This is a genomic window from Pseudarthrobacter enclensis, assembly GCF_001457025.1.
Taxonomy (GTDB): Bacteria; Actinomycetota; Actinomycetes; order Actinomycetales; family Micrococcaceae; genus Arthrobacter; species Arthrobacter enclensis.
Map to the genome: position 1 here is coordinate 1 of NZ_KQ758611.1, position 23924 is coordinate 23924.

Sequence of the window (23924 nt, forward strand, 5' to 3'; positions counted from 1 at the left end):
GGTTGGGTGCGGCTGGCCGGACTCCTCCGCGTGCTCGGTCGCGAAGACGCCCGCTGAGCGGACGTGACGCTCCCTTAGACGCACGCCTCCGGAATCCGCCCAGCCGCCAGCGCCGCCCACCTGAGTGAGGGGGCAGCTGAGCGTCGGCAGCCGGACTTTTCGACAGCCTGCCCCCCCACCCACCAAGCGGATCGCCCGCACGAGGGGCCGGCGGAGCCGGACTTTTCGAAAGCGTGCGTCAAAGCGACGAAGGAGCAGCACGCGTGAAAATGTCCGGTCCGCCGGCCCCGAAGCTGGCCCCACCGGGCTACTTGGTGCGCTTGTAGAACGGCAGTTCGACGACTTTGAACGGTTCGGCCTTGCCGCGGAGGTCGATGTCCAGGGCCGTGCCCGGGGCGGAGTGTTCGATGTCGACGTAGGCCATGGCAATGGGGTAACCGAGGGTGGGTGAGGGTTGTCCCGAGGTGACTTCGCCGACGGTGGCGCCGTCCTTGAGGACCGGGTAGTGGGCGCGGCCGGCGCGGCGGCCGGTCCCCTTCAATCCCACCAGGCGGCGTCCGGACGTGGTGCCGGCACCGGCTTCTTTCCTGGCCGCCAACGCGGTCTTGCCCACGAAGTCGCCTTCCTTGGACAGCGCGACGACGGGGCCCAGGCCGGCAGCGAACGGGTCGCCCTGCAGCGACAGTTCGTTGCCGTACAGCGGCATCCCGGCTTCAAGGCGGAGGGAGTCGCGGGAGGCGAGGCCGGCGGGGGTGAGCTCACCCTCGTCGGCAATGGCCAGGAGCGCCTGCCACAGACCAGGGGCGTCCTCATTGGCAACGAAAATCTCGAACCCGTCCTCGCCGGTGTAGCCGGTGCGTGCCAGCAGCAGCTCCTGGCTGGCTCCGTTAATGAGGACCGGCACCTCCACGGCCGCGTAGTACTTGAGGTCGGTGACATCCGCGTGCCTGGCGGCAGGGACCAGGCGGAGCAGGAGTTCCTGCGCCTTCGGTCCCTGCACGGCAATGAGCGATGTCGCGGCGGAGGCATCCTCCACGGTTGCGTCAAAAGCCTCTGCGCGTTCCTGCAGGGCGGCTGCCACGACCTTGGCATTGCCCGCGTTGGGAACCACGAGGAAGGTGTTGTCCGCCCTGCGGTAGGTGATGAGGTCGTCGATGATGCCGCCGTCTGTGTCGCAGATCAGCGAGTACTTGGCCTTGCCCACGGGGACCGCGGAGATCCTCCCCACCAAGGCGTAGTCCAGGAAGGCGCCGGCGTCGGGGCCGCTGACCCAGACTTCGCCCATGTGGGAGAGGTCGAACAGGCCTGCGGCGTTGCGGACGGCGTGGTGCTCGGCCAGCTCGGAGCTGTACTTGAGCGGCATCTGCCAGCCGCCGAAGTCGGTGAAGGACGCGCACAGCTTCTGGTGTTCGCCGTAGAGGGCGGTGTATTTCTCAGTCATGGGGCGGCCCTTAGTTCTCGAATTCGGACAGCGGCGGGCAGGAGCAGACCAGGTTGCGGTCGCCGGCGGCGCCGTCGATGCGGCCCACGGGCGGGAAGTACTTGTCCTGCTTGTGGTGTCCGGGGAACGCTCCCTGCTCGCGCGGGTAGGCGCGGTCCCAGTCGGAACTGACGACGGCGGCGGCCGTGTGCGGTGCCCGGCGCAGCGGTGACTCCGCGACGGCGAAATCGCCATTGGCCACCTGGTCGATTTCCTTGCGGATGGTGATCATGGCCTCGATGAAGCGGTCGATTTCGGCCAGGTCCTCGGACTCGGTGGGCTCCACCATCAGTGTTCCGGCCACCGGGAACGCCAGGGTGGGGGCGTGGAAGCCGAAGTCGATCAGGCGCTTGGCCACGTCCTCGGCGGTGACGCCGGTGCGGGCGGTGAGCTCGCGCAGGTCCAGGATGCACTCGTGCGCCACCAAGCCGCCTTCACCGGTGTAGAGGACCGGGAAGTACTCGTTCAGGCGGGCAGCCACATAGTTCGCAGCCAGCAGCGCGGACTTGGTGGCCTCGGTCAGGCCTTGGCCGCCCATCAGCTTCACGTAGGCCCAGGAGATGGGCAGGACGCCCGCCGAACCGAAGCGGGACGCGGAAATCGGGACGTCCGTGGCGCCGGAGCCTGCCTTCCAGGTCGTGGCGTCGCCGGGCATGAACGGCGCAAGGTGTGCCTTGGCAGCCACCGGTCCGACGCCGGGTCCGCCGCCGCCGTGCGGGATGCAGAAGGTCTTGTGCAGGTTCAGGTGCGAGACGTCGCCGCCAAACTTGCCCGGCTGCGCCAACCCGACGAGGGCGTTGAGGTTCGCACCGTCCACGTAGACCTGGCCGCCCGCGGCGTGCACGGCGTCGCAAACGTCCCGGACGTCGCCGTCGTAGACGCCGTGGGTGGAGGGGTAGGTGATCATGATGCAGGACAGGACGTCCTTGTTCGCCTCGATCTTGGCCGTCAGGTCGGCGTGGTCGATGGTGCCGTCAGCGGCGGTGGCCACGACCACGACCTTCATGCCGGCCAGGACCGCGGAGGCGGCGTTGGTGCCGTGCGCCGAGGCAGGGATCAGGCAGACATTGCGCTGCTCGTCGCCGCGGGAGTGGTGGTAGCCGCGGATCGCCAGCAGCCCGGCCAGCTCGCCCTGGGACCCGGCGTTGGGCTGGATCGACACCTGGTCGTACCCGGTGATCTCGGTCAGGTCCGCTTCCAGCCCGGCGATCAGTTCACGCCAGCCCTCGGTCTGGGAATCCGGGGCGAACGGGTGGATCGACGCGAACTCCGGCCAGGAAATGGCTTCCATCTCGGCCGTGGCGTTCAGTTTCATGGTGCACGAACCCAGCGGGATCATGGTGCGGTCCAGCGCCAGGTCCCGGTCGGAGAGCTTGCGGATGTAGCGCAGCAACTGGGTTTCGGACCGGTGCGTGTTGAACACCGGGTGCTGCAGGTAGTCGGAGGAACGTTCGACGGCGGCCTCCAGCGCAAAGCCTTCAGCCTCCTTCACAGTGGCGCCGAAGATGCCGGCCACCCGGGCGACGATATCCGTCGTCGTGGTTTCATCCAGGGAGATGCCCACCGTGTCCGCGTCGATGCTGCGGAAGTTGATGCCCTGGGCTTCTGCGTCGGCGATGATGCCGGCAGCGCGCCCGGGGACGCGGACCGTCAGCGTGTCAAAGAAACTGCGGTTCAGGACCTCGATGCCGGCAGCGGCAAGGGAAGCTGCCAGCGTGCGGGCGTGGCGGTGCACCGTTTCGGCAATGGCCTTCAGCCCGTCCGGGCCGTGGTAGACGGCGTACATGGAGGCGACGATGGCCAGCAGCGCCTGGGCGGTGCAGATGTTGGAGGTGGCCTTCTCGCGGCGGATGTGCTGCTCACGGGTCTGCAATGCCAGGCGGTACGCGGGAACTCCGGCGTCGTCCTTGGACACGCCCACGAGACGGCCCGGCAGTAACCGCTCGAGGCCCTTGCGGACCGCCATGTAGGCGGCGTGCGGGCCGCCGAAGAACAGCGGAACACCGAAACGCTGCGCGGAGCCAACCGCGATGTCCGCTCCCTGCTCACCCGGAGGCGTGATCAGCGTCAGGGCCAGCAGGTCTGCGGCCACGGTGACCAGCGCGCCCCGGTCCTTGGCGGCAGCGATGGCGTCCACCTGGTTGAAGACCCGACCCGATACGCCGGGCTGCTGCAGCACGATGCCGTTGATGTCGCCCTCGGGCAGTCCCTGGGACAGGTCAGCGACCTCAACCTCGAAGCCGAGCGCCTCGGCCCGGCCCTTCACGATGGCGATCGTCTGGGGCAGCACGTCGATATCCAGGACGGTCTTGCCCTCGGCCGCAGGCTTCGTCTTGTTGGCGCGCCGCATCAGCAGCACGGCCTCGGCCACGGCGGTGGCTTCATCCAGGAGTGAGGCGTTGGCGATCGGAAGGCCCACCAGGTCCTGAACCATGGTCTGGAAGTTTAGCAGCGCCTCGAGCCGGCCCTGGGAGATCTCGGGCTGGTAGGGGGTGTAGGCCGTGTACCAGGCCGGAGATTCCAGGATGTTGCGGCGGATCACCGCGGGCGTGGTGGCGTCGTAGTAGCCCTGGCCGATCAGCTGCACGGCGGTCTTGTTCCTGCCGGCCAGGCGGCGGAGCTCCGCCAGCACCTCGACCTCGCTGAGGGCGTCCTGCAGGCGCAGGGCAGTTTCCTGCCGGATGACTTTGGGGACGGCGGTGTCTACCAGCGAATCAACGCTGTGGTAGCCCACGGCCTTGAGCATGGCATCAACGTCGGCCTGGCGGCGGGTGCCGATATGCCGGTCGGCGAAAGTGGTGGAGGCTGAACTAACCGTCACGGGGGAACTCCAGGGACTCAGGCGGCGCAGGGTACGCCACAGCGATTCGGGTTCCTCCCCGCTCTGTATTGGACCTGAGAGTTTCCGCGTGTCCTGAACGGACAGGACCCGCTTGCACCGTCGGTGAGCACAACAGTCCTGCCGCCGTTTCGTGGCGGACCGGGACGGCCTGCTGCTTTCCAGAGGTGCCTCGCCGCGGCGGTACAGGGGCCTGCGAGATTCCTGGGGAGGATTTGCTCCTACGGCGCCTGCCGATGCTTCCGGCAGAACTCTCCCGCCGCAGATCAAAGGCTATTCAATTGGATATGAACGCGGGACCGTCCGTTGACAACTCCCACAGCGCTTAATTGTCCTACGCCGCTGCCCGGCGGGCAAATGTCCCGCTACCGCCGGAGGCGCTCCAGCGCGGCCAGTAGCTGGTCCACGTCGGCGGCCGCTCCGCCGGCCGGCACCGGGCCCACGGAAAGCATGGCATTGAAGTAGAGTCCGTCCCCCATGTACAGCACGGGCTTCGCCAGGGCGGGGCCAACGTCCCGCGCGATCTCGTCGAGCCAGCGTTGCTGGATCGCGGCAAAGCGCCGGCGCGTTTCTTCATGCGCCACTTCAGCCAGGCGGGTGGCGGCCACGATGGAACGGTCCAGCGGCGTGTCCCCCCATACCGATGACCGGATGAAGTAGGCCGCTGCTCCTTCCGGGGCTGTCGCCATGGCGTCGGCATCCTCTCCTGCCAGCGTATCCAGCTGGTCGAGCAGCGCCTGGATCAACGCTTCCTTGTTGGGGAAGTGGTACAGCAGGCCGCCTTTCGAAACACCGGCCTTGCCCGCCACGGCGTCCAGGGTTGCTGCACGCTCCCCCACCTCGATGAGGAGGGCGACAAAAGCATCAAGGACGGCTTCGCGGGCTACGGGTTTCCGGGGCATGCCTTCCATCATGCCCTCCCGCATGCCAGCAGGCTCAATCGCAGCCGGCTTCAAACTATACCGTCTGGACGGTATAGTAATCGCATGACGACTTCACTGCATGCCGCTCCGCAGTCCCGGGGACCGGCCGCGGCCCGCGCCCCGTGGCGCGATTGGCTGGCCCTCGGGCTGCTGATGTTTCCCGTACTCCTGGTGGCCGTGGACAACACGGCCCTGACCTTCGCCCTGCCAGCCATCGCCCAGTCCCTGGACCCGACTGGCGTTCAGCTCCTGTGGATCGTCGACGCCTACCCCCTGGTCCTTGCAGGACTGCTGGTCTGCATGGGCAGCCTGGGAGACCGCATTGGCCGGCGCCGGCTGCTGCTGATCGGGAGCATGGGCTTTGCCGCCCTCTCGGCAGCCACGGCCTTTGCCCCGACAGCGGAATGGCTGATCGCCGGCCGCGCCGCGCGGGGATTCTTCGGCGCCATGCTGATGCCCTCAACACTGTCGCTGATCCGCAACATCTTCGCTGAACCCAACAGGCGCCGGCTGGCGGTGGCCATCTGGGCCGCCGGCTTCTCGGGTGGCGCCGCCCTGGGTCCCATCTTCGGCGGCTGGCTGGTGGAGCACTACTGGTGGGGCGCCGTCTTCCTGGTGGCAGTGCCGCTGATGCTCCCGCTGATCGCCCTGGGCCCGGCCTTGATTCCGGAGTCGAAGAACCCCGAACCCGGACGGGTGGACATCCCCAGCATCGGACTGTCACTGCTGGTCATGGTGCCGCTTGTCTACGGCATCAAGGAGCTCGCGACGGCGGGGCCGTCCGCCGCCGCCCTGGGCAGCATGGCGCTGGGGCTGGCCACCGCGGTGGTGTTCGTCAGGCGCCAGCTCACGCTGAAGCATCCGCTGCTGGACATGTCGCTGTTCCGGAACCGGGTGTTCAGCATGGCGATCACCGCGAACATTTTGGCCCTCTTCTCCTTCAACGGCTTCATCCTCTTCCTGGCCCAGCACCTTCAGCTGCTCGAGGGCATGACACCTTCGGCGGCAGGGGTGGCCATGATTCCGGCACTGGCCGCCACGGTGATCGCCGGGCTGGTGGTGGTGCCGCTGGTCCGCAAGGTGCGGCCCGGGTTCGTGGTGGGCGCCGGCCTCGCCTTCAGCGCTGCGGGCTACAGCCTGGTGACTTTTGGAAACCACGACGGCGGCCCGTCACTGCTGCTGGCCGCTCTGCTGATCCTGGCGCTGGGCGTGGGCACGGCGGAGACCATCTCGAATGACCTGATCCTTGGCGCGGCACCGGCGCACAAGTCCGGTGCCGCGGCGGCCATCTCGGAAACCGGCTACGAGGTGGGGGCGCTGCTGGGCACGGCCGTGCTGGGCTCGATCCTCACCGCTTCCTACCAGCACAACCTGCGGCTGCCGGAGGAGCTGGCCGGCGCAGCGGAGGGCGCCCGCCACAGCGCGGGCGAGACGCTTGCCGGAGCCATGGACCTGGCGGCGGGGCTGCCCGCACCGGCGGCGGACGCCGTCCGGCAGGCGGCCGCGGCGGCCTTCGATTCCGGCGTGCACGTCACGGCGGCGATCGGGCTGATCCTGATGGCGACGGCGGCAGTCTGCGCCGCCGTCGTCCTCCGGAAAGTGCCCAAGGCGGCGTGACACTCCCGGCCGCCGGCATGGTGCGGCAACGGCAAGGCGCCCGGCGCCGGAGGGTAAGCTCCGGCGCCGGGCGCCCCTGATCCGCCGTGCTGCCGGCCTACTTTTCGTCCGGTGCCGTCACGCTGGCGGTGGGCTTGAGGGTTTCAGCGCTCACCATCCAGGCGAACTGCTCCAGCTTGGCGATGAACTCATGCAGCAGGTCGGCACTGGTGGGATCTTCCTCGTCCACCTCGTCATGGACCTTCCGCATGGTGCCCACAGCTGCTTCCATGGCGGCAACAATGCGCTCAATCGCATCCTTGGTGCTGATCAGCCCCTCCGGGAACTGGGCCAAACTTGTGGAGGCGGCAACGGTGGAGCTGCGGCCGTCGGGAAGGGCGTGCAGTGCGCGCATGCGTTCGGCGGTGTCGTCGGCGAACTGGCGGGCGGCGTCCACAATCTCGTCGAGCTGGAGGTGGAGGTCCCGGAAGTTGGTGCCCACGATGTTCCAGTGCGCCTGCTTGCCCTGGACATGCAGCTCAATAAGGTCCGTGAGAACGGCCTGCAGGTTATTGGTCAGTGTCGGTGAAGCTTTCATGAATCCTCCTCGATTGGTCCAGTAACTCCGAAATTATCAGCGCCGGACGCGGGCCGGCACCAATTTCTCAGTGAGCTTACTAATAGTGCGGGCCCGGTCACAAACGAATGTGATTCATATTTCCCCTTGCGCTCATGGCCCTGCACCCCCATACTAAATGAACGCCATTCATATAGTGACCCCGGTCATAACGCCTTCCAGAAAGTGGTGCCATGACAGAAACCCTCCGCACCAGCCCCGCCGGCGCGCGGGACAAGCAATTGCCCGGCAGCGGCGACATCACCTCCAAGGGACTGAAGGGCGGGCAACTGGGGCTCTTGGCCGTCGTCGTCCTTGGTATTTCCACCATCGCCCCCGCCTACACCCTCACCAGCGCCCTGGGGCCCACCGTCAACGAAGCCGGTCTCCAGCTGCCCGTCATCTTCCTGATCGGTTTCATTCCGATGATCCTGGTCTCGCTGGCTTACCGGGAACTCAACGCCGACTCCCCGGACAGCGGCACCACCTTCACCTGGGTCACCAAGGCCTTCGGCCCCTGGGTGGGCTGGATGGGTGGCTGGGGCCTGCTGGCCGCCAACATCATTGTGCTGTCCAACCTGGCCGGAGTCGCCGTCGACTTCTTCTACCTGTTCCTTTCGCAGCTGACCGGCTCCCCCGGGCTGGCGGAACTGGCGGACAACAAGGTCCTCAACGTCCTGACCTGCCTGGTGTTCGTCGCCGCGGCGGTCTGGATCAGCTACCGGGGCCTGCACACCACCAAGCTGGTGCAGTACAGCCTGGTGGGGTTCCAGCTGCTGGTCCTGGGACTGTTCGTGGGCATGGCCTTCGCCAACTGGTCCACCTCCGAGACAGCCATCCCGTTCAGCTGGGAATGGTTCGATGTGACCCGGATCGAAACCTTCGGGCAGGTGGCCGCCGGCATCTCGCTGTCCATCTTCGTGTACTGGGGCTGGGATGTATGCCTGACCGTCAACGAGGAAACCTCCAACGGCAAGAAGACTGCCGGAGCGGCAGGCACCCTGACCGCCATTATTGTCCTGGCGATCTACCTGCTGGTGAGCATCGCCACCATGATGTTTGCCGGCGTCGGCGACACCGGCAACGGGCTCAACAACGCGGAGAACCACGAGAACATCTTCACCGCCCTTGCCTCCCCCATCATGGGACCGTTCGCCATCCTGATGTCCCTGGCGGTGCTCTCCAGCTCCGCGGCCTCCCTGCAGTCCACGTTCATGTCACCGTCGCGCAGCCTCCTGGCCATGGCCCATTACGGCGCCCTGCCGGAACCGTTCAGCCGCGTCAGCCGGAAGTTCGCGACGCCGGGCTACGCCACCATTGCCGCCGGCGTCGTCTCCGCAGGGTTCTACGCCATCATGCACGTGGTCAGTGAAAACGTCCTTAACGACACCATCCTGGCCCTGGGCCTGATGATCTGCTTCTACTACGGACTCACGGCGCTGGCCTGCGCCTGGTACTTCCGCCACAGCGTCTTCACCAGCGCCCGCCACTTCGTCTTCCGGCTGCTGTGCCCGGTCCTGGGCGGGGTGGGCCTGTTCGTGGTGTTCTTCCAGACCGCGATGGACAGCCTGGCACCGGAATTCGGCAGCGGCTCCGAGGTCTTCGGCATCGGCTTGGTGTTCGTCCTCGGCGTCGGCATCCTGGCGCTGGGCGCCGTGTTCATGCTGGTCATGGCCCGGCTGCGGCCCGGGTACTTCCGCGGCGAGACCCTCAGGCGGGACACCCCCGCGCTGGTGGTCCCGGAGTAGGACTGCCACTGCCGCAAAAGGTGCCGTACCCCGTGAACCGGGGTACGGCACCTTTTTTATGGACGACGACGGCGGTCCTGTCACCAGAAGTGCGCCACATCCACCACCAGCCGGGACCCCTGGCCCGGCCCGTCCAGGGTGAAGACACGGAAGGGCAGGCGGGCGCGGACGCCCAACCCAAAGGTGCTGTAGCCCTCATAGCTGCCGGCGGAAGCTACCTGGCGGAACGTCTGGTAACCCGCCACGTTGGCCAGCTCGGAGCGGTTGGCAGGGGTGTAGGTGGAATTGCCGTTTCTGTCGTAGGACGGGGCGTTGACGGTCACCTGCAGCCTTGCGTTGCCGCGGACCGGAACGGGGAGCCCCGAGCCGTCCTGGACCACTTCTGGCACATAGCGGACGGTATAGCCGGGGTGGGGACCGCTTCCCAGATCCACTACCAGCCGGTCGAAGCAGTAGTGCTGCCCGGTCCGGATGTTGGTGACCGCGGCGCCGCTCATGGCGGCGTCCTGTTTCATCAGCGAACCCCACGCCAGCCCGCAATACGATGTGGTTGCCGAGGCGGGCCCCGGAACCACCAGACCCAGCCCGACGGCCACCAGGATGGCCGTGAACCAGATGGAGAGTTTTTTCATTGTGGTGCCACCCAAGGAAGGAGCGATTGGATAGCACCAGAGTAGGACCGCGGGAGGCGTGAGACGAGGGCTGTGGCCGGTTCGGGGCGCAACCGTTAATCTGTCCCCGCCAGCATTAACGGCGGGTAAACCACGCGCGGTTTCCGGGCCTTCGTTGACCGTTCCGGCACCGTTCCTGCACCCGCCCGTTACTGCGCATAACGACGCCGGACGGGGACGGGAAAGCGCCGGCCACCTTTGGGCAGCCGGCGCTTTTTCGTTGACGGGGCGGAGGTCAGCCTTCGCAGTCGCGGCAGTACTTCAGGCCGTTCTTTTCCTTGGCCACCTGGGAGCGGTGGCGGACCAGGAAGCAGGACGAGCAGGTGAACTCATCGGACTGTTCGGGAACGACGATGACGGTCAGTTCCTCATTGGAGAGGTCTGCGCCGGGCAGGTCGATGCCCTCGGCGGTGTCGTTCTCGTCAACGTCGATGACAGCGGTCTGTGCGTTGCCGCTGCGTGACGCCTGGAGGGCTTCGAGCGAGTCAGCCGGAGAGTCTTCCTCCTGCTTGCGTGGAGCATCGTAATCGGTAGCCATTGCGTGTTCACTTTCGTTGCCGCACAGCGCCATTTCAGGCACCTCAGTGCAGCAGTTTAGGGCATGTGTGGCCTACCGGCGCAATAGTGTGTTCAATCAGACAGCGGGACCGTTCCGGCCCCCGCCGTCCCGTGCCCGGCGCGGGCCTTATCGGCGGCCACGGCAACGCCGCTCAACGCGGGGAGCCAGCCCCAGCGGGAGGCGTCCGCCGTGGCATCGGCGGCCTGCTCAGGGGAGCTGAAAGCGAACGTGCTGGTGAGCCAGTGGCGGACTTTGCCCGGGATGCTTCCTGTCATTCTTGAAACTTAGGCGGTCCCTGTTGTCCCCGCGTTTCCCGCACATCTCGGCCAGGTAAAACGTGGCTGCTCCAAGGGCGGCCCCAGGCCGGAACGCCGCGGCGGGTTGCGGGGACCGTTCCGCTGACGCGGACGCTTTACGGTGCTGCCGTCACGTCCGTGGCGGTGTCTGCCTGCGAGCGCTGGCGCCGGCTGAGGAGGATGAAGGGGGCGGCCAGCAGCTGGACTCCCCCGCTGATGGCCAGGGACGCGGGATAGCCGTACAGGTCAGCGGCGCGGCCCAGCAGCGGCTGCACAACCACGCCGCCGCTGGAACCCATCAGGGAGTCGAAACTCAGCACGGTGGCGCGTTGCCTGGAAGGGATCATGTCGTTCAGGTAGGCCTGCCGGACGGGGGTCCCGGCGGAACCCACCATCCCCCACAGCATCAACAGGACCAGTGCCAGCCAGAACGAGGTGGTGAACAGCAGGATCACCAGGATCAGGGCGCTGGCCACAGTGCTGGCAACCAGCACTGTGGTGCGTCGATGGACCAGCCTGCGCACGCGCGGTGCCATCCATCCGCCCACCACGTCCGCTCCGGCCACAATGGCGGCCGCCAGCCCCGCCACCGCGTACGCCCGGGGGTCGCCGAACAGCTGGAGCAGGTATGGCTGCAGGGCGTAGAAGACGTAGATCCCCACTCCCTGGGTGAACGGGGCAGCCAGCATGATGTACCGCACCGGCGGATGCCGGAGGCCGCCGTCGACGGACGCCTTGAGGACTGCCCGGACAGCGGACACCGGGCGGGCCGAGCGGTCCGGGGTGAAGCCGACGTCGTGCATCAGCAGGAACGCCACCGCAAACATGGCCGCCAGCACCCCCACCCGGAGGAGGAAAGGCACGCCCAGGTTGGTGGCCTGGGCAATGACGCCGCCGGCCACGGACCCGGCCAGCATGGCGATGCCGGACACCATCTGCCCGCGGCCCAGCACGGTTTCCAGGGTGCCCTCGTACGCCGAGTACTGCAGCGCATCCACCAGCCAGGCTTCCACGGCGCCGGAGAAGAAGGTGAACCCCAGGCCCAGGAGAACTGACACGGCAGCCCACCACCAGAAGGGGGCGGAGTACTGCCACAGCAGGTAGTAGAGGAACGTGGAGCCGGCCAGCGTCACCGTGCCCAGGAGGAAGGAGGCGCGCCGGCCCCAACTGTCGGCCACCACCCCTGTGGGCACCTCGAACAGCACCATGCCTGCCGTGAAGAAGGCGTTGGCGGCGAAGGCCTCCAGGTTGCTGAGCCCTGCGTCAAGCAGGAACAGCGTGTTGATGCCCCAGATGAAGGAGGCCGCGAGCGTATTGCCGAGCGTCAATACCAGGTAGACGCTCTGGATTTTCCGGGCCGCCGGGTTCATGGGGTGCCCGGTTCAGGAAGGGGTGAAGCTGGCGGGCACGGGGTCGTGCCGCAGGTAGCTGCGGGTAAACCGGCCGGTGCCGGCGGTGAGGGCGCGGAGGTCGATGGCGTAGCGGAGCAGCTCCTGGTCCGGGACTTCGGCGCTGATGTCCGTGAGCCCCTCGCCGGAGGAGGTGGTGCCGGTGAGCCGGCCGCGGCGGCCGGAGAGGTCGCTCATGACCGCACCCACGTGTTCATCGGACACGGTGATGCTGACGGCGGAGACGGGTTCCAGAAGCTGGATCCTGCCTGCCGCGGCCGCTTCCCGCAGCGCCAGGGCACCCGCGGCCTGGAACGCGGCGTCGGACGAATCCACGCTGTGTGCCTTGCCGCCCACCAGCCTGACGCGCACGTCCACGACGGGGAACCCGGCGGATACGCCTTTCTCCATTTGGGCACGGACACCCTTTTCCACGGATGGGATGAAGGTGCCGGGGATGACGCCGCCCACGGTCCTGTCCACGAATTCGAATCCCCCGCCGCGTTCCAGCGGTTCCACCTCGATGTCACAGACGGCATACTGGCCGTGGCCGCCGGACTGCTTGATGTGGCGGCCGTGGCCGGACGCCGGGCCGGCAAACGTCTCCCGCAGCGGGGTCACCACGTCCACGGTGTGCAGCTTGACGCCCTGTTCGCGCAGCCTGTCCATGACCACTTCGGCGTGGGCCTCGCCCATGCACCACAGGACCAGCTGGTGCGTTTCCTGGTTGCGTTCCACCCGCATGGTGGGGTCCCCTGCCGCGATTTTCCCCAGGCTGCGGGCCAGGGCATCCTCGTCGCTGCGGGTGTCTGCTTCCACCGCCACCGGCAGCAGCGGTTCCGGCATGTCCCACGTGGCCAGCATCAACGGGTTGTCCCGGGAGGAGATGGTGTCGCCGGTTTCGGCGCTGCCCAGCTTGGCCAGTGCGCACAGGTCCCCGGCAACGCAGAACGGCACCGGGCGGAGAGCGGAGCCAAGGGGCGAGTAGAGGTGCGTGACGCGCTCGTCCGTGTCGTGGTCCTGGTGCCCGCGGTCAGCGAGTCCGTGGCCGCCCACGTGCACAGGAGTATCCTCGCGGAGCGTCCCGGAGAACACCCTGACCAGGCAGATCCGGCCCAGGAACGGGTCGTTTGAGGTCCGTACTACCTCCGCGGCCAGCGGCCCGTCCGGATCACAGCCCAGGGAGCTGCCCGGCCTGCCCTCGAGGTCCGTGGCACCGGGGACGCCGGCTTCCGTCGGCGGCGGGAAGGCACGGACCAGCATGTCGAGCAGTTCCGACGTTCCCAACCCGGTGACCGCCGACGTGGGAAGTACCGGATAGAAAGATCCCCGGGCCACCGCCGTCTCCAGGTCGTCCATGAGCACCGCGGTGTCGATGTCTTCACCGCCCAGGTAGCGGTCCATCAGGGTTTCGTCCTCGCTCTCGGCGATGATCCCCTCGATCAGCTCGCCGCAGGCGTCGGCGGCACCCGGAACGTCGTCGGCCGTGGCCGTCCCCTCGGACGGGCCCTCCCCGGCGACGTAGCCGGTGGCCGTTCCGGACAGCAGGCCCAGCAGTCCGGTAACCTCGCCGTCGGGACGGACCGGCACATACAGCGGCAGGACGCCGTCGCCGAAAGCCTTCCGGCACCCGGCCAGGGCGGCGTCGTAATTGGCGCGCGGGTGGTCCAGGCGGGTGATGACGACGGCGCGCGGGAGCCTGCGGTGCGCGCATTCGGCCCACAGCGCGGTGGTGGTGGCGTCGATGCCGTCAACGGCGGACACAACAAAGAGGGCGGCATCCGCTGCGCGGAGTCCCGCCCTCATTTCCCCGATGAAGTCGGGGTAGCCGGGGGTGTCCAGCAGGTTCACCTTGGTCCCGGCCACCATCAGGGGAACCAGGGACAGTGAAACGGAGCGCTGCTGGTGGACCGCCGCAGGGTCCGAATCGCTGACGGTCGTACCGTCGGCAATGGACCCCTTGCGGGTAATCATGCCGTTCGCGGCAAGGAGGGCTTCGATCAGCAGCGTCTTGCCCGCGCCGGAGTGGCCGATCAGGGCGATGTTGCGGATGCCGGCAGGCTCCAGCGCGGCGAGGCCGGCGGAAGCGTCCGTGCGTTTTTCGGTGCCGTTGCGGCCGGCGGCGGGCCTTGCAGAATCCTTCGCGCTCTTCACCGACATGGGAACCTCCTGGCATCTTTGCCGATGCAACCCGTCCTTGTGTGTCCTCAAATTCGACACCTTGGGAGGGCTAAGGGCAAGGGCCTGGCGATGCCGGCGGCGGCTTTTGCGGGAACTGCTGCGGGACTACTCCCTGGCTTTGCGGGTTGCTGCGTCGTTGGCCTTCTTCAGCGCCTCCACCAGCTGGCCCTTGTCCATGGTCGAACGGCCCTTGACGTCCATTTTCCGGGCGAGCTCGTACAGGTGCTCCTTGGAGGCGTTGGCGTCAACGCCGCCTGCCGTCGGCGCGGAGGACCCGGGGCCGCCTTCCTCGGCGCGCTTGTCCGAGGGGCCGCGCTTGTCTTTGGCTTCCCAGTGGTCGCCGACCTTTTCGTAGCTGTGCTTCAGTGAGGCGTATGCGGCGCGCGCTGCCCGGCCCTCATCCTTGTCGTAGGACTCAAGGGCAGAATCGTAGGTCTTGGCGAAGGTGTCCTGGGCTTTGCGGTCGGAGCGCTGCAGGGTTGAGGGAAGTTCATCCTTGCGTGCGTGGTTGTTCTTGCCGGTCTTGGGCATGTCACCCAACCTCCTTTGATCAGCAGGCTGACTATTTGGATGACACCAGCTTATCCCCGCCGCTGGACGGGGGTGCAGAAAAGGCAGATGCGGCATTGGGCCGGGAAGCATGGAGCCCCCTGTCGGATTCGAACCGACGACCCCCGCTTTACAAGAGCGGTGCTCTGGCCAACTGAGCTAAGGAGGCGTGCCTAGGCAGGCAGCGCCTGACGGCGCCAGATAAGCGTAGCCCAAGTGCTGCCGGTGGTAAAAACTTCCTCTGCCCTGCCGGGGCCTCAACCGTTAAATGCCGCCGGCCCGGCCCCGCTGGGTACCGGAGGCGGGCCGGGCAGGCTTTTCGGCTTTAGCCCTTAGCGGTGATGGCTGCCTGGATCTCGGCGTTCAGGTCGGAGCTGCCGTCCCACTGCTTGCCGTCAACGAAAATGGTGGGCGTTCCCGTAATGCCGATGTTGGATGCCAGCTGGGTGGAGTACTTCACGTACGGGCGGAAGGTCTTGTCATCAACGCAGCTGTTGATGTCCGCGCCGATGTCAGAGGCCAGCGACTTGAGCTTGTCATCGGACAGGCCGGCGCCTCCTTCGGCGGGCTGGTTGGCGAACAGCACGTCAATGTATTCCGCGTACTTTTCGGGAGCCTTGTCAGCCACGCAGGCTGCGGCATTGGCGGCACGGGAGGAGTAGTTTGTGGTGGACTGGCGGTCCAGGAAGCCCAGCGGACGGTACTCCAGGCTGATCTTGCCCTCGTTGCGAAGGCCCTTCAATGCCTCGTTGTAGGTGGTCTCAAACCGCTTGCAGACAGGGCAGATGAAGTCGATGTAGGCAACAACCTTGACCGGCTGCCCTGCTTCGGCCTCCGCGCCGGGCGCAACGACGGGGTTCGGCTGCGCATCGGGCTTGGCCGGCACGTTGGCCATATCAACCGTGGCTGATTCGGTGGACTTGATGGCAGTATCGGCCAGCAGGGTTACGCCGCCGTTGGCGTTGCCGTTGGCGGGCACGGGCCCCTGGTCTGCGACCGGAGTGTTCTGCTTGATGCTGGAGGTGACCACGAGCCCCACGACCACCAGGATGGCAACGACGGCCGCCACGATGCCCCAGCCGATCAGAAGCTTGTTGCGCTTGTCCTTTTTCAGCTGCGCTTCGCGGATCTGCCGCGCCTTCTCCCGCGCCTCGGCGGTGCGCTCGGCTTTCGACTTACGTACTTCATTTGCGGGGCTCATGTGTTCCTTGGGTCGGTCGACGTGGAGGGACCACTTCGTGGCACTCCCACTATTTTAGGGGAGAAACCTGAGAGCTTGCCGCTTCAACTATCCGCCCGGGTTGACCAACGGACGAATAGCACGGATCATTCCGCCCGGCTAGGGTGGCTAAGAGGCACAAGCAACCCCAGGGGGCCGCAATGCAAACACCCGTCCAGGAAAAACCTGCCACAACGGAGACATCAGCAACACCCGGGTCCGGCCATGGCCAGACCACGAAATACGACTTCATGGTGGTCTCCAACCGGCTGCCGGTGGACCGCTGCGCTCCGGGAGACACCGGCGATGACGGCTCCGGCTGGCGCCGCTCGCCGGGTGGGCTGGTGACTGCGCTGGCGCCGATGATGACCAAGACCGACGGCGCCTGGGTCGGGTGGCACGGCGCCCCCGACGAGACGGTGAAGCCGTTCAGCCACGGCGGCATGGACCTCGTCCCGGTGCAGCTGAGCACCAACGACGTCGAGCTGTACTACGAAGGCTTTTCCAACGCGACCCTGTGGCCGCTGTACCACGACGTCATCGCCCCGCCGGAGTTCCACCGGGCCTGGTGGGACGCCTACCGCCGGGTCAACCAGAGGTTCGCCGACGCCGTCGTGCGCCATGCGGACCAGGGCGCCACGATCTGGGTCCAGGACTACCAGCTGCAGCTGGTGCCCCGCATCCTGCGTGAGGCCAGGCCCGACCTGCGGATCGGATTCTTCAACCACATCCCGTTTCCACCGCCGGAAATCTTCGCCCAGCTGCCCTGGCGGCGGGAAATCATTGACGGCCTCCTCGGCTCGGACCTGGTGGGGTTCCAGCGCGTCAGCGACGCCGGCAATTTCATGCGGTCCGCCCGCCGGTTCCTGGGGGCCAGCGTCAAACAGCAGCAGGTCCACGTCAAGGACCACAACGGCCAGCTGACGCACATCGCCCGCGCACAGGCGTTCCCCATCTCTATCGACGTCCAGCAGATCACCGAACTGGCGGCACGCCCTGACATCGTGGAACGCGCCCGGCAGATCCGGCAGGACCTGGGGAACCCCAAGACCATCCTGCTGGGCGTGGACCGGCTGGATTACACCAAGGGCATCCGCCACCGCCTGAAGGCCTTCGAGGAACTTCTCGCTGACGGCCGCCTCTCCGTGGGAGAAGCCACGCTGATCCAGGTGGCCTCGCCCAGCCGCGAGCGCGTCGAGCAGTACCGCCTCCTGCGTGAGGAGGTGGAAGGGACAGTGGGCCACATCAACGGCACCTACGACACCCTCGAGAACACCGCCGTCCGGTACCTGCACCACAGCTACCCGGTAGAGGAGATGGTGGCCCTGTACCTCGCAGCGGACGTCATGCTGGTTACCGCACTGCGGGACGGCATGAACCTGGTGGCCAAGGAGTACGTCACTGCGCGCAACAACAACGACGGCGCCCTGGTCCTCAGCGAATTCGCCGGGGCCGCCGACCAGCTCAAGCAGGCGCTGCTGGTCAACCCGCACGACATCGCCGGACTGAAGAACACCATCATGAACGCCGTGCAGCTCTCCCCGCGTGAGGCGTCCCGCCGGATGCGGTCCATGCGCAAGCAGATCCTGGAACACGACGTGGACCACTGGTCCGCCGACTTCCTGCGGGCCCTGAACGAGAAGGTGGTCCGTGATGACTCCTGAGGCCCCCGGCGCCGGAACACGGCTGGCACTCACCCCCGAACTGCGTGCTGCCGTGCGGCAGGTTGCCGCCACGGACCACCTGCTGGTTGCCATGGATTTCGACGGCACCATGGCCCCGATCGTCCCGCATGCCGGGGACGCGCGGCCGCTCCCCCGGGCGGCCGCCGCCTTCGCCGCCCTCGCGGAGCTTCCGCTGACGACGACGGCACTCATCTCGGGACGGGCCCTCGCCTCCCTGCGGGAGGTCGCGTCCCCGCCGGCAAAGTCGCTGCTGATCGGCAGCCATGGCGCCGAGGCCTGGCTGGGTCCCGGTTCCACGGGGCTGGAGCTGGACGCGGAGCAGCAGGCGCTGCTGGCCGAGGTCCGCGGCATCCTGGCCGACATTACTGCCGAGGCCCCCGGCACCGTGCTGGAGGACAAGCCGGCCGGAGTTGTGCTGCACACCCGGCAGGCCGGGGACGACGTCGCGGAGGATGCCGTGGCGGCGGCCCGCTCCCTGCTGGAGGGCCGGAAGGGCGTGTTCCTCAAGAACGGCAAGAGGGTCCTGGAAACCTCGGTGGTCCACGCCTCCAAGGGCGAGGCCGTGGCGTTCCTGCGCCAGGTGGCAGGAGCCTCAGCCGTACTGTTCGCCGGCGACGACACTACCGACGAGGATGCCTTCGGCCGGCTGGGCCAGGGCGACGTCGGCGTGAAGGTCGGCCTGGATTTCACCCAGGCGCAGTACCGCGTGGAGGCACCGGTCCATGTGGCCGAGCTGCTGGAAGCGCTCCTCCGGGAACGCTCGGCCGCCGTTGCAGCGGGGGGCGGAGCAGTGGAGGACGGAGCGGCAGGCCGGTAACGGCCCGCGGTACCAACCATGTGACGTTCGTAACATTTGCGACAATAGGCGACAGTTCTGCCATACTCTTTCCTGTGATGTGGCGCACAAGAACCGTGCGGCGTCACACGGTGCGTTCCGGCCAAGCCGGACCGCACCAAGCACCACAAAACTGAACAAACATGAACCATTCACAACGGATCGTCCGGCACGTACCTGCCGGTGAAGGGATTGATAACTGTGGCTACAGTTACTTTTGACAACGCTACGCGTCTGTACCCGGGCACAGATAAGCCCGCCGTCGATAAGCTCAACATCGACATCGCCGATGGCGAATTCCTGGTCCTCGTCGGACCCTCCGGTTGCGGTAAGTCCACCTCCCTGCGCATGCTCGCCGGCCTCGAGGACGTCAACGCCGGCCGCATCCTGATCGGCGACCGCGACGTCACCGACGTCCCCCCGAAGGACCGCGACATCGCGATGGTTTTCCAGAACTACGCGCTGTACCCGCACATGACTGTGGCCGACAACATGGGCTTCGCCCTCAAAATCGCAGGCGTTTCCAAGGAAGAGCGCGCCGAGCGTGTCCGCGAAGCCGCCAAGCTCCTGGACCTCGAGCAGTACCTGGACCGCAAGCCGAAGGCACTCTCCGGCGGCCAGCGCCAGCGTGTTGCCATGGGCCGCGCCATCGTGCGTAATCCCCAGGTCTTCCTCATGGATGAGCCGCTGTCCAACCTTGACGCCAAGCTCCGCGTCCAGACCCGCACCCAGATCGCGTCCCTGACCCGCCGCCTCGGCGTCACCACCGTTTACGTGACGCACGACCAGGTTGAGGCAATGACCATGGGCGACCGTGTCGCTGTGCTGAAGGACGGCCTGCTGCAGCAGGTGGACACCCCGCGCAACCTGTACGACCGCCCGAAGAACGTCTTCGTGGCCGGCTTCATCGGCTCCCCCGCCATGAACCTGCTCGAGCTCCCCGTCGTCGACGGCGGCGTCCAGTTCGGCGGCACCGTCTACCCCGTGCCGCGCGATGTCCTCGAAGAGGCACACGGCTCCACCGTCACCCTGGGCACCCGGCCCGAGGACCTGGAAAACGCCCCGCACGGCGAGGGCCTGAAGGTCGAGGTGGACGTCGTCGAAGAGCTCGGCGCCGATGCCTACGTCTACGGCCACACCAACCTCGACGGCAAGGACCACGACATCGTGGCCCGTGTCGATGGCCGCCGCCCCCCGATGAAGGGCGAGTCCATCTACGTCCGTCCGCAGTCCGGCCACGTGCACCTGTTCGACACCAAGACCGGCCTGCGCCTCGGCGACTAAAAGTTCCCGGCACCTAACCCCGGTTAGCGACGGCGGCCCGCACCTTAACGCAATGGTGCGGGCCGCCGTCGGCCTTTAACGAGGTCCGCGCAGATTTAGCCCGCCGCCGCCAAGTACGGAAGAATTGATCCCATGACCGAGGAACACAGCGCCCAGTGGCACGACGAACCCACCGACTACGCGCAGATCGGAAAACTGCCGCGGTTTGTGGCAGCCAGCGCCGATGACGGGAAGGCCGCCTCGGTTTCCTCGCTGAACATCACTGCGGCGGCCGCGGACCCGGAACTCCTTGACCTGCCCTGGCATGTTGCCTTGGAGGACTGGCCGGCCGAGTACCTCGCAGCCCTCCCCCGCGGCATTTCCCGCCACATCGTCCGGTTCGCCCACCTGGGCGGATCGGTGATCGCCATCAAGGAAACGTCCGAGCACGTTGCGCGGCACGAGTACCACATGCTGCGCAAGCTGGCCCGCTTCGATGTGCCGTGCGTGGAACCGGTGGCGGTCATTACCGGCAGGACCACCCCGGACGGCCGTCCGCTTAATCCTGTCCTTGTCACCCGGCACCTGAAGTTCTCCATGCCGTACCGTGCGCTCTTTTCCCAGATGCTGCGCAAGGACACCCTGACCCGCTTGATCGATGCCCAGGCGCTGCTGCTCGTGAGGCTGCACCTGATCGGTTTCTACTGGGGCGACGTGTCGCTTTCCAACACCCTGTTCCGCCGGGACGCCGGAGCCTTCGCCGCCTATCTGGTGGATGCCGAAACCGGCGAGCTGTACCCGGACCTGTCCACCGGGCAGCGGGAGTACGACCTCGAAATCGCCCGGGTGAACATCGCCGGTGAGCTGATGGACCTGCTGGACGGCGGACTCATCGAGGAGAAGGTGGACCCGGTGGCCACCAGCGAACTGATCATGGACAGCTACCGGCGCCTCTGGGCGGAGCTGACCGAGAAGGAATCCTTCGAACTCGGTGAACGGTGGCGCGTTGGCGCACGGATCCGGCGGCTCAACGAGCTCGGCTTCGACGTCGAGGAATACGCCATCAAGACCACCCAGAACGGTTCCACCATCCAGCTGCAGCCCAAGGTGGTGGATGCAGGCCACCACCAGCGGCGGCTGCTGCGGCTGACGGGCCTGGACGCCCAGGAGAACCAGGCGCGCAGGCTCCTGAACGACATGGACTCCTTCCGCGCGGACAACAACCCCCGCATGGATGAGGAATACAGCGCGCACCTCTGGGTCAGCCAGGTCTTTGAACCGATTGTCCGCTCCATTCCACGTGACCTGTCCGGCAAGCTGGAACCTGCCGAAGTGGTCCACGAGGTCCTGGAGCACCGGTGGTACATGTCGGAGAAGCAGGAGCGGCACATCCCGCTCGCTGAGGCTGTGCAGTCCTACATCGACTCCGTCCTGAGGCACCGCCGGGACGAGGCTGCCATCATGCTCAACCCGCCTACCGGGCTGCTGAAGATCCTTGACGCGGAAACTGAAGAGTCCAGGTATGGCGGCGACGAGACCATCGACGATTACCCGGATGCGGACGACTGATCCCTAGATAGCCTTCCCCGGGTTCAGGATCCCGGAAGGATCGAACAGGTCCTTGATCCTCCGTTGCAGCTCGCGGACCGCCTCAGGCTGCTCCTGGCCGAGCCACCGCAGTTTGTACTGGCCCACGCCGTGCTCGCCGGTGATGGTCCCGCCTACGGCCAGGGCTTCGGTAATGGAGTGGTCCAGCGCTGACTGGAGACGTTCCATGGCGTCCGGGTCCACCGCGTCCGCCTGCCGCTCGATCCAGAACGTGGGGTGCAGGTTGCCGTCGCCGGCGTGCGCCACCACTTTCAACTGCACTTGGTACTGCGCGGCCATCGACTCCAGCGCGGCGACATAATCCACCAGGCGGGAGCGGGGTACGGCAACGTCCTCACCCACCCGGTATTCGTCGTCCACTTCCGCGCCCCTGCTGTGGCGGCGGAGTTCCACGAGCCGTTCAGCTTCAGCGCTGGCTTCCGTGGTTACGGTGGCGCCGCCTGCCTGCAGCACCCGGCGCACCACGTCCGCTTCGGCCGCGGCGCCAAAGCCGTCGGTCTGGACCAGGAGCAGCGAGCGTCCCCTGGCGCGAAGGTCAGAGCCGTACAGGTCGTCCAGCTGGGCCAGCGTCCCGCCGTCGAGCAACTCCATGATGGCCGGCTGGACACGCGCCTTACCCACAGCCAGGACGCCGGCAGCTGCCGAGCGGAAGTCCGGGTAGAAGGCAGCGATGGTGTGAACCTCCTGGGGCAGGTATTTCAACCTGACGGTAACACCCACCACGATTCCCAGAGTTCCTTCGGAGCCGACGAGGAGCCCGGTCAGGTCATAGCCTGCCACGCCCTTGAAGGTCTGATGTCCCGTGTGGATCAGGGAACCGTCCGCCAGGACCACGTCCAAGGCCAGGACCGAGTCCCGGGTCACGCCGTACTTGGCGCAGCGGAGCCCTCCGGCATTGGTGGCCACGTTGCCGCCGATCGTGGAGCTGCGGAAACTGGCAGGGTCCGGCGCGTACATGAGCCCGTACGGGGCAACAGCTTCATTCAGGACAGCGTTCACCACACCCGGTTCAACGACGGCGGTCTCATCGTCCGCGTTGATGGCCAGGATCCGGTCCATCCGCTCCAGTGACAGGATGATGCTGTTTCGGGTGGCGTGGGCGCCCCCGGAGACTCCCGTGCCCGCACCGCGCGGCACGATGGCAATCCCCGCTGCCGCGCAGGACCTGACGACAGCCTGTACGTCAGCCACCGATTCGGGGAAGACCACGGCCAGCGGCAGCTGGAAGTCAGTAACGGGGGCCTGGTCCACCGCGTAGCGGAGAAGGTCTTCCTCCTTCGCAGTGACCTTGTCGTCGCCGACAATGCCTGCCAGTCCGTCCAATACGTTTCCCACGAAGCCTCCAGCCGTTTGTCCGCCTACGCCCAGTCTAGGGCGCCGCCGCAGCCGGTCCGGAGCGGGTTGCGCCGTCTGCGCTGCTGCCTGCGGCGGAGAGGTCAACGCCCGGCTGGTCCTCGGAGCTCCGCTCATGCAGCACCCATGAAGCGGGCATAGCGGGCCAGGATACCGGGCCACGCTTCGACGTAGCGGGAACGGGCCGCAGCGGGGTCTTCGGCGCCCTCAAAACCATCGTGGAATACCCGCACTTCCGTACCGTCCTCAACCGGCCGGAAAACGACGCGCAGTTCCGTGGACCACAGGGCCGTGGTACCTGGGTGCCAGATGGCGTGGAAGGAGAACGGCGGCTGCCAGTCGTCCAGGGTTCCCCAGATGCTGGTACGGCCGTCGTCCGCGGTTTCGAGGATCAGGTTCTCTTCGAACTCCACATAGGATCCGGCCCCGTAATTGCTCTCCGACTCGAGCGGCCACCACAGGTGGGTGTGGTCTGTGAAGCCCGCGAACGCGTGCGCCACGCCGCCGGGAACAACTACGGTGTTGACGACGGCGTCGGGTACTTCGAGCGCCGGTTCACCGCTGTTTCCCGACGGATCCTGTGCATGGCTGAAGAGGGTGTTCATGCTGATCAACTTTACGCTGCCGCTCCCCCGGCCGGCGGACCTGTCCGGCCCGCACCCGTGACCGCCCTCGCTTGTAGCGGTTCCCCCACCAATGCGTGCCCGGTCAGGACTGGGCGGGAGTGGGGTTTTGCTATCAGGTATCGCTCCTAACAGTGGGTGTTAGGTGCCTGATCTGAGAGAGCGTCCAGGCAGGAGCCGCCGTACGTGAGAGAGCGTCCCGGCAGGAGCCGCCGTACGTGGGAGAGCGTCCCGGTGGGGGCCGGCGTGGGTGGGAGAGGGTCTCGGTGGGGTGTCTGGGTTTTTGGTGTGGTGTGTTTTAGGGGCTAAATGCGCAGGGCCCTGACGTTTCTTTGTCAGGGCCCTGCTTAATGTTTGTCCGGCGGTGTCCTACTCTCCCACACCCTCCCGGGTGCAGTACCATCGGCGCTGTGGGTCTTAGCTTCCGGGTTCGGAATGGGACCGGGCGTTTCCCCCACGCTATGACCGCCGTAACCCTTGCACCCGAACCCC

19 protein-coding genes, 1 tRNA gene, 1 rRNA gene and 1 riboswitch are annotated in these 23924 nt (G+C 66.8%); of the genes, 6 read left to right on the forward strand and 15 right to left on the reverse strand.

Annotated features, from left to right (window positions below; all coding sequences use genetic code 11):
* Nucleotides 1–307: 307 nt before the first annotated feature.
* The 3 genes from gcvT to AS031_RS19155 all read right to left on the reverse strand — a co-directional run bounded on the left by gcvT (nt 308) and on the right by AS031_RS19155 (nt 5221).
* Nucleotides 308–1441 (reverse strand): glycine cleavage system aminomethyltransferase GcvT, encoded by a 1134-nt coding sequence (gcvT, locus tag AS031_RS19145; protein WP_058269762.1) that lies wholly within the window; start codon nt 1439–1441, stop codon nt 308–310.
* A 10-nt stretch (nt 1442–1451) separates the two neighbouring features.
* Nucleotides 1452–4301, reverse strand: coding sequence for an aminomethyl-transferring glycine dehydrogenase (gene gcvP, locus AS031_RS19150; RefSeq protein ID WP_058269763.1), 2850 nt, complete (start codon nt 4299–4301; stop codon nt 1452–1454).
* 189 nt (nt 4302–4490) lie between these two features.
* Nucleotides 4491–4588, reverse strand: a riboswitch (glycine riboswitch).
* Between the two features lie 96 nt (nt 4589–4684).
* Nucleotides 4685–5221: a TetR/AcrR family transcriptional regulator gene (locus AS031_RS19155; RefSeq protein WP_058269778.1), complete on the reverse strand. Its 537-nt coding sequence runs from the start codon at nt 5219–5221 to the stop codon at nt 4685–4687.
* An 84-nt stretch (nt 5222–5305) separates the two neighbouring features.
* Between AS031_RS19155 and AS031_RS19160 the strand changes: the two genes are divergently transcribed.
* Nucleotides 5306–6859, forward strand: a complete 1554-nt coding sequence (locus AS031_RS19160; RefSeq protein WP_058269764.1) for an MFS transporter — start codon at nt 5306–5308, stop codon at nt 6857–6859.
* Between the two features lie 97 nt (nt 6860–6956).
* Here AS031_RS19160 and AS031_RS19165 read toward each other — a convergent pair whose 3' ends face one another.
* On the reverse strand, nt 6957–7436 hold the full coding sequence (locus AS031_RS19165) for a Dps family protein (protein ID WP_058269765.1): 480 nt from the start codon (nt 7434–7436) through the stop codon (nt 6957–6959).
* A 212-nt stretch (nt 7437–7648) separates the two neighbouring features.
* Between AS031_RS19165 and AS031_RS19170 the strand changes: the two genes are divergently transcribed.
* Complete coding sequence (locus tag AS031_RS19170; RefSeq protein ID WP_058269766.1) at nt 7649–9202, forward strand: APC family permease; 1554 nt, start codon at nt 7649–7651, stop codon at nt 9200–9202.
* 80 nt (nt 9203–9282) lie between these two features.
* Here the strand turns inward: AS031_RS19170 and AS031_RS19175 are convergent, their stop codons facing one another.
* The 8 genes from AS031_RS19175 to AS031_RS19210 all read right to left on the reverse strand — a co-directional run bounded on the left by AS031_RS19175 (nt 9283) and on the right by AS031_RS19210 (nt 16047).
* Complete coding sequence (locus AS031_RS19175; protein WP_058269767.1) at nt 9283–9834, reverse strand: AMIN-like domain-containing (lipo)protein; 552 nt, start codon at nt 9832–9834, stop codon at nt 9283–9285.
* Between the two features lie 274 nt (nt 9835–10108).
* On the reverse strand, nt 10109–10411 hold the full coding sequence (locus AS031_RS19180) for a DUF4193 domain-containing protein (RefSeq protein WP_058269779.1): 303 nt from the start codon (nt 10409–10411) through the stop codon (nt 10109–10111).
* Between the two features lie 92 nt (nt 10412–10503).
* Complete coding sequence (locus AS031_RS19185) at nt 10504–10707, reverse strand: hypothetical protein (RefSeq protein WP_058269768.1); 204 nt, start codon at nt 10705–10707, stop codon at nt 10504–10506.
* 137 nt (nt 10708–10844) lie between these two features.
* On the reverse strand, nt 10845–12098 hold the full coding sequence (locus AS031_RS19190; protein ID WP_058269769.1) for an MFS transporter: 1254 nt from the start codon (nt 12096–12098) through the stop codon (nt 10845–10847).
* 12 nt (nt 12099–12110) lie between these two features.
* A complete protein-coding gene (locus AS031_RS19195; protein ID WP_058269770.1) occupies nt 12111–14276 on the reverse strand; it encodes an elongation factor G-like protein EF-G2 in 2166 nt (721 codons plus the stop codon).
* Between the two features lie 126 nt (nt 14277–14402).
* Nucleotides 14403–14828 carry a ChaB family protein gene (locus tag AS031_RS19200; protein WP_058269771.1) on the reverse strand — a complete coding sequence of 142 codons (426 nt, stop codon included), beginning with the start codon at nt 14826–14828 and terminating at the stop codon, nt 14403–14405.
* A 110-nt stretch (nt 14829–14938) separates the two neighbouring features.
* Nucleotides 14939–15015 (reverse strand) — tRNA-Thr (locus AS031_RS19205).
* Nucleotides 15016–15171: 156 nt separating this feature from the next.
* Complete coding sequence (locus AS031_RS19210) at nt 15172–16047, reverse strand: DsbA family protein (protein ID WP_058269772.1); 876 nt, start codon at nt 16045–16047, stop codon at nt 15172–15174.
* Between the two features lie 179 nt (nt 16048–16226).
* Here AS031_RS19210 and AS031_RS19215 point away from each other — a divergent pair, with 179 nt between their 5' ends.
* The 4 genes from AS031_RS19215 (at nt 16227) to AS031_RS19230 (ending at nt 21417) form a co-directional block, all read left to right on the forward strand.
* Nucleotides 16227–17729, forward strand: a complete 1503-nt coding sequence (locus AS031_RS19215) for an alpha,alpha-trehalose-phosphate synthase (UDP-forming) (RefSeq protein ID WP_058269773.1) — start codon at nt 16227–16229, stop codon at nt 17727–17729.
* Nucleotides 17719–18567 carry a trehalose-phosphatase gene (gene otsB / locus AS031_RS19220; RefSeq protein ID WP_058269774.1) on the forward strand — a complete coding sequence of 283 codons (849 nt, stop codon included), beginning with the start codon at nt 17719–17721 and terminating at the stop codon, nt 18565–18567. The genes AS031_RS19215 and otsB overlap by 11 nt, the downstream gene beginning before the upstream one ends.
* A 219-nt stretch (nt 18568–18786) precedes the next feature.
* On the forward strand, nt 18787–19869 hold the full coding sequence (locus AS031_RS19225; RefSeq protein WP_058269775.1) for an ABC transporter ATP-binding protein: 1083 nt from the start codon (nt 18787–18789) through the stop codon (nt 19867–19869).
* 132 nt (nt 19870–20001) lie between these two features.
* Complete coding sequence (locus AS031_RS19230) at nt 20002–21417, forward strand: DUF4032 domain-containing protein (protein ID WP_058269776.1); 1416 nt, start codon at nt 20002–20004, stop codon at nt 21415–21417.
* Nucleotides 21418–21420: 3 nt separating this feature from the next.
* On the opposite strand, the gene AS031_RS19235 is transcribed toward AS031_RS19230, so the two are convergent.
* From AS031_RS19235 to rrf, 3 genes are all read right to left on the reverse strand, one after another.
* Entirely contained in the window at nt 21421–22779 is a 1359-nt protein-coding gene (locus AS031_RS19235) for an FAD-binding oxidoreductase (protein WP_371326007.1), read from the reverse strand.
* A 143-nt stretch (nt 22780–22922) separates the two neighbouring features.
* Nucleotides 22923–23414, reverse strand: coding sequence for an SRPBCC family protein (locus AS031_RS19240; protein WP_058269780.1), 492 nt, complete (start codon nt 23412–23414; stop codon nt 22923–22925).
* 374 nt (nt 23415–23788) lie between these two features.
* A 5S ribosomal RNA gene (gene rrf, locus AS031_RS19245) occupies nt 23789–23905 on the reverse strand.
* Nucleotides 23906–23924 lie beyond the last annotated feature (19 nt).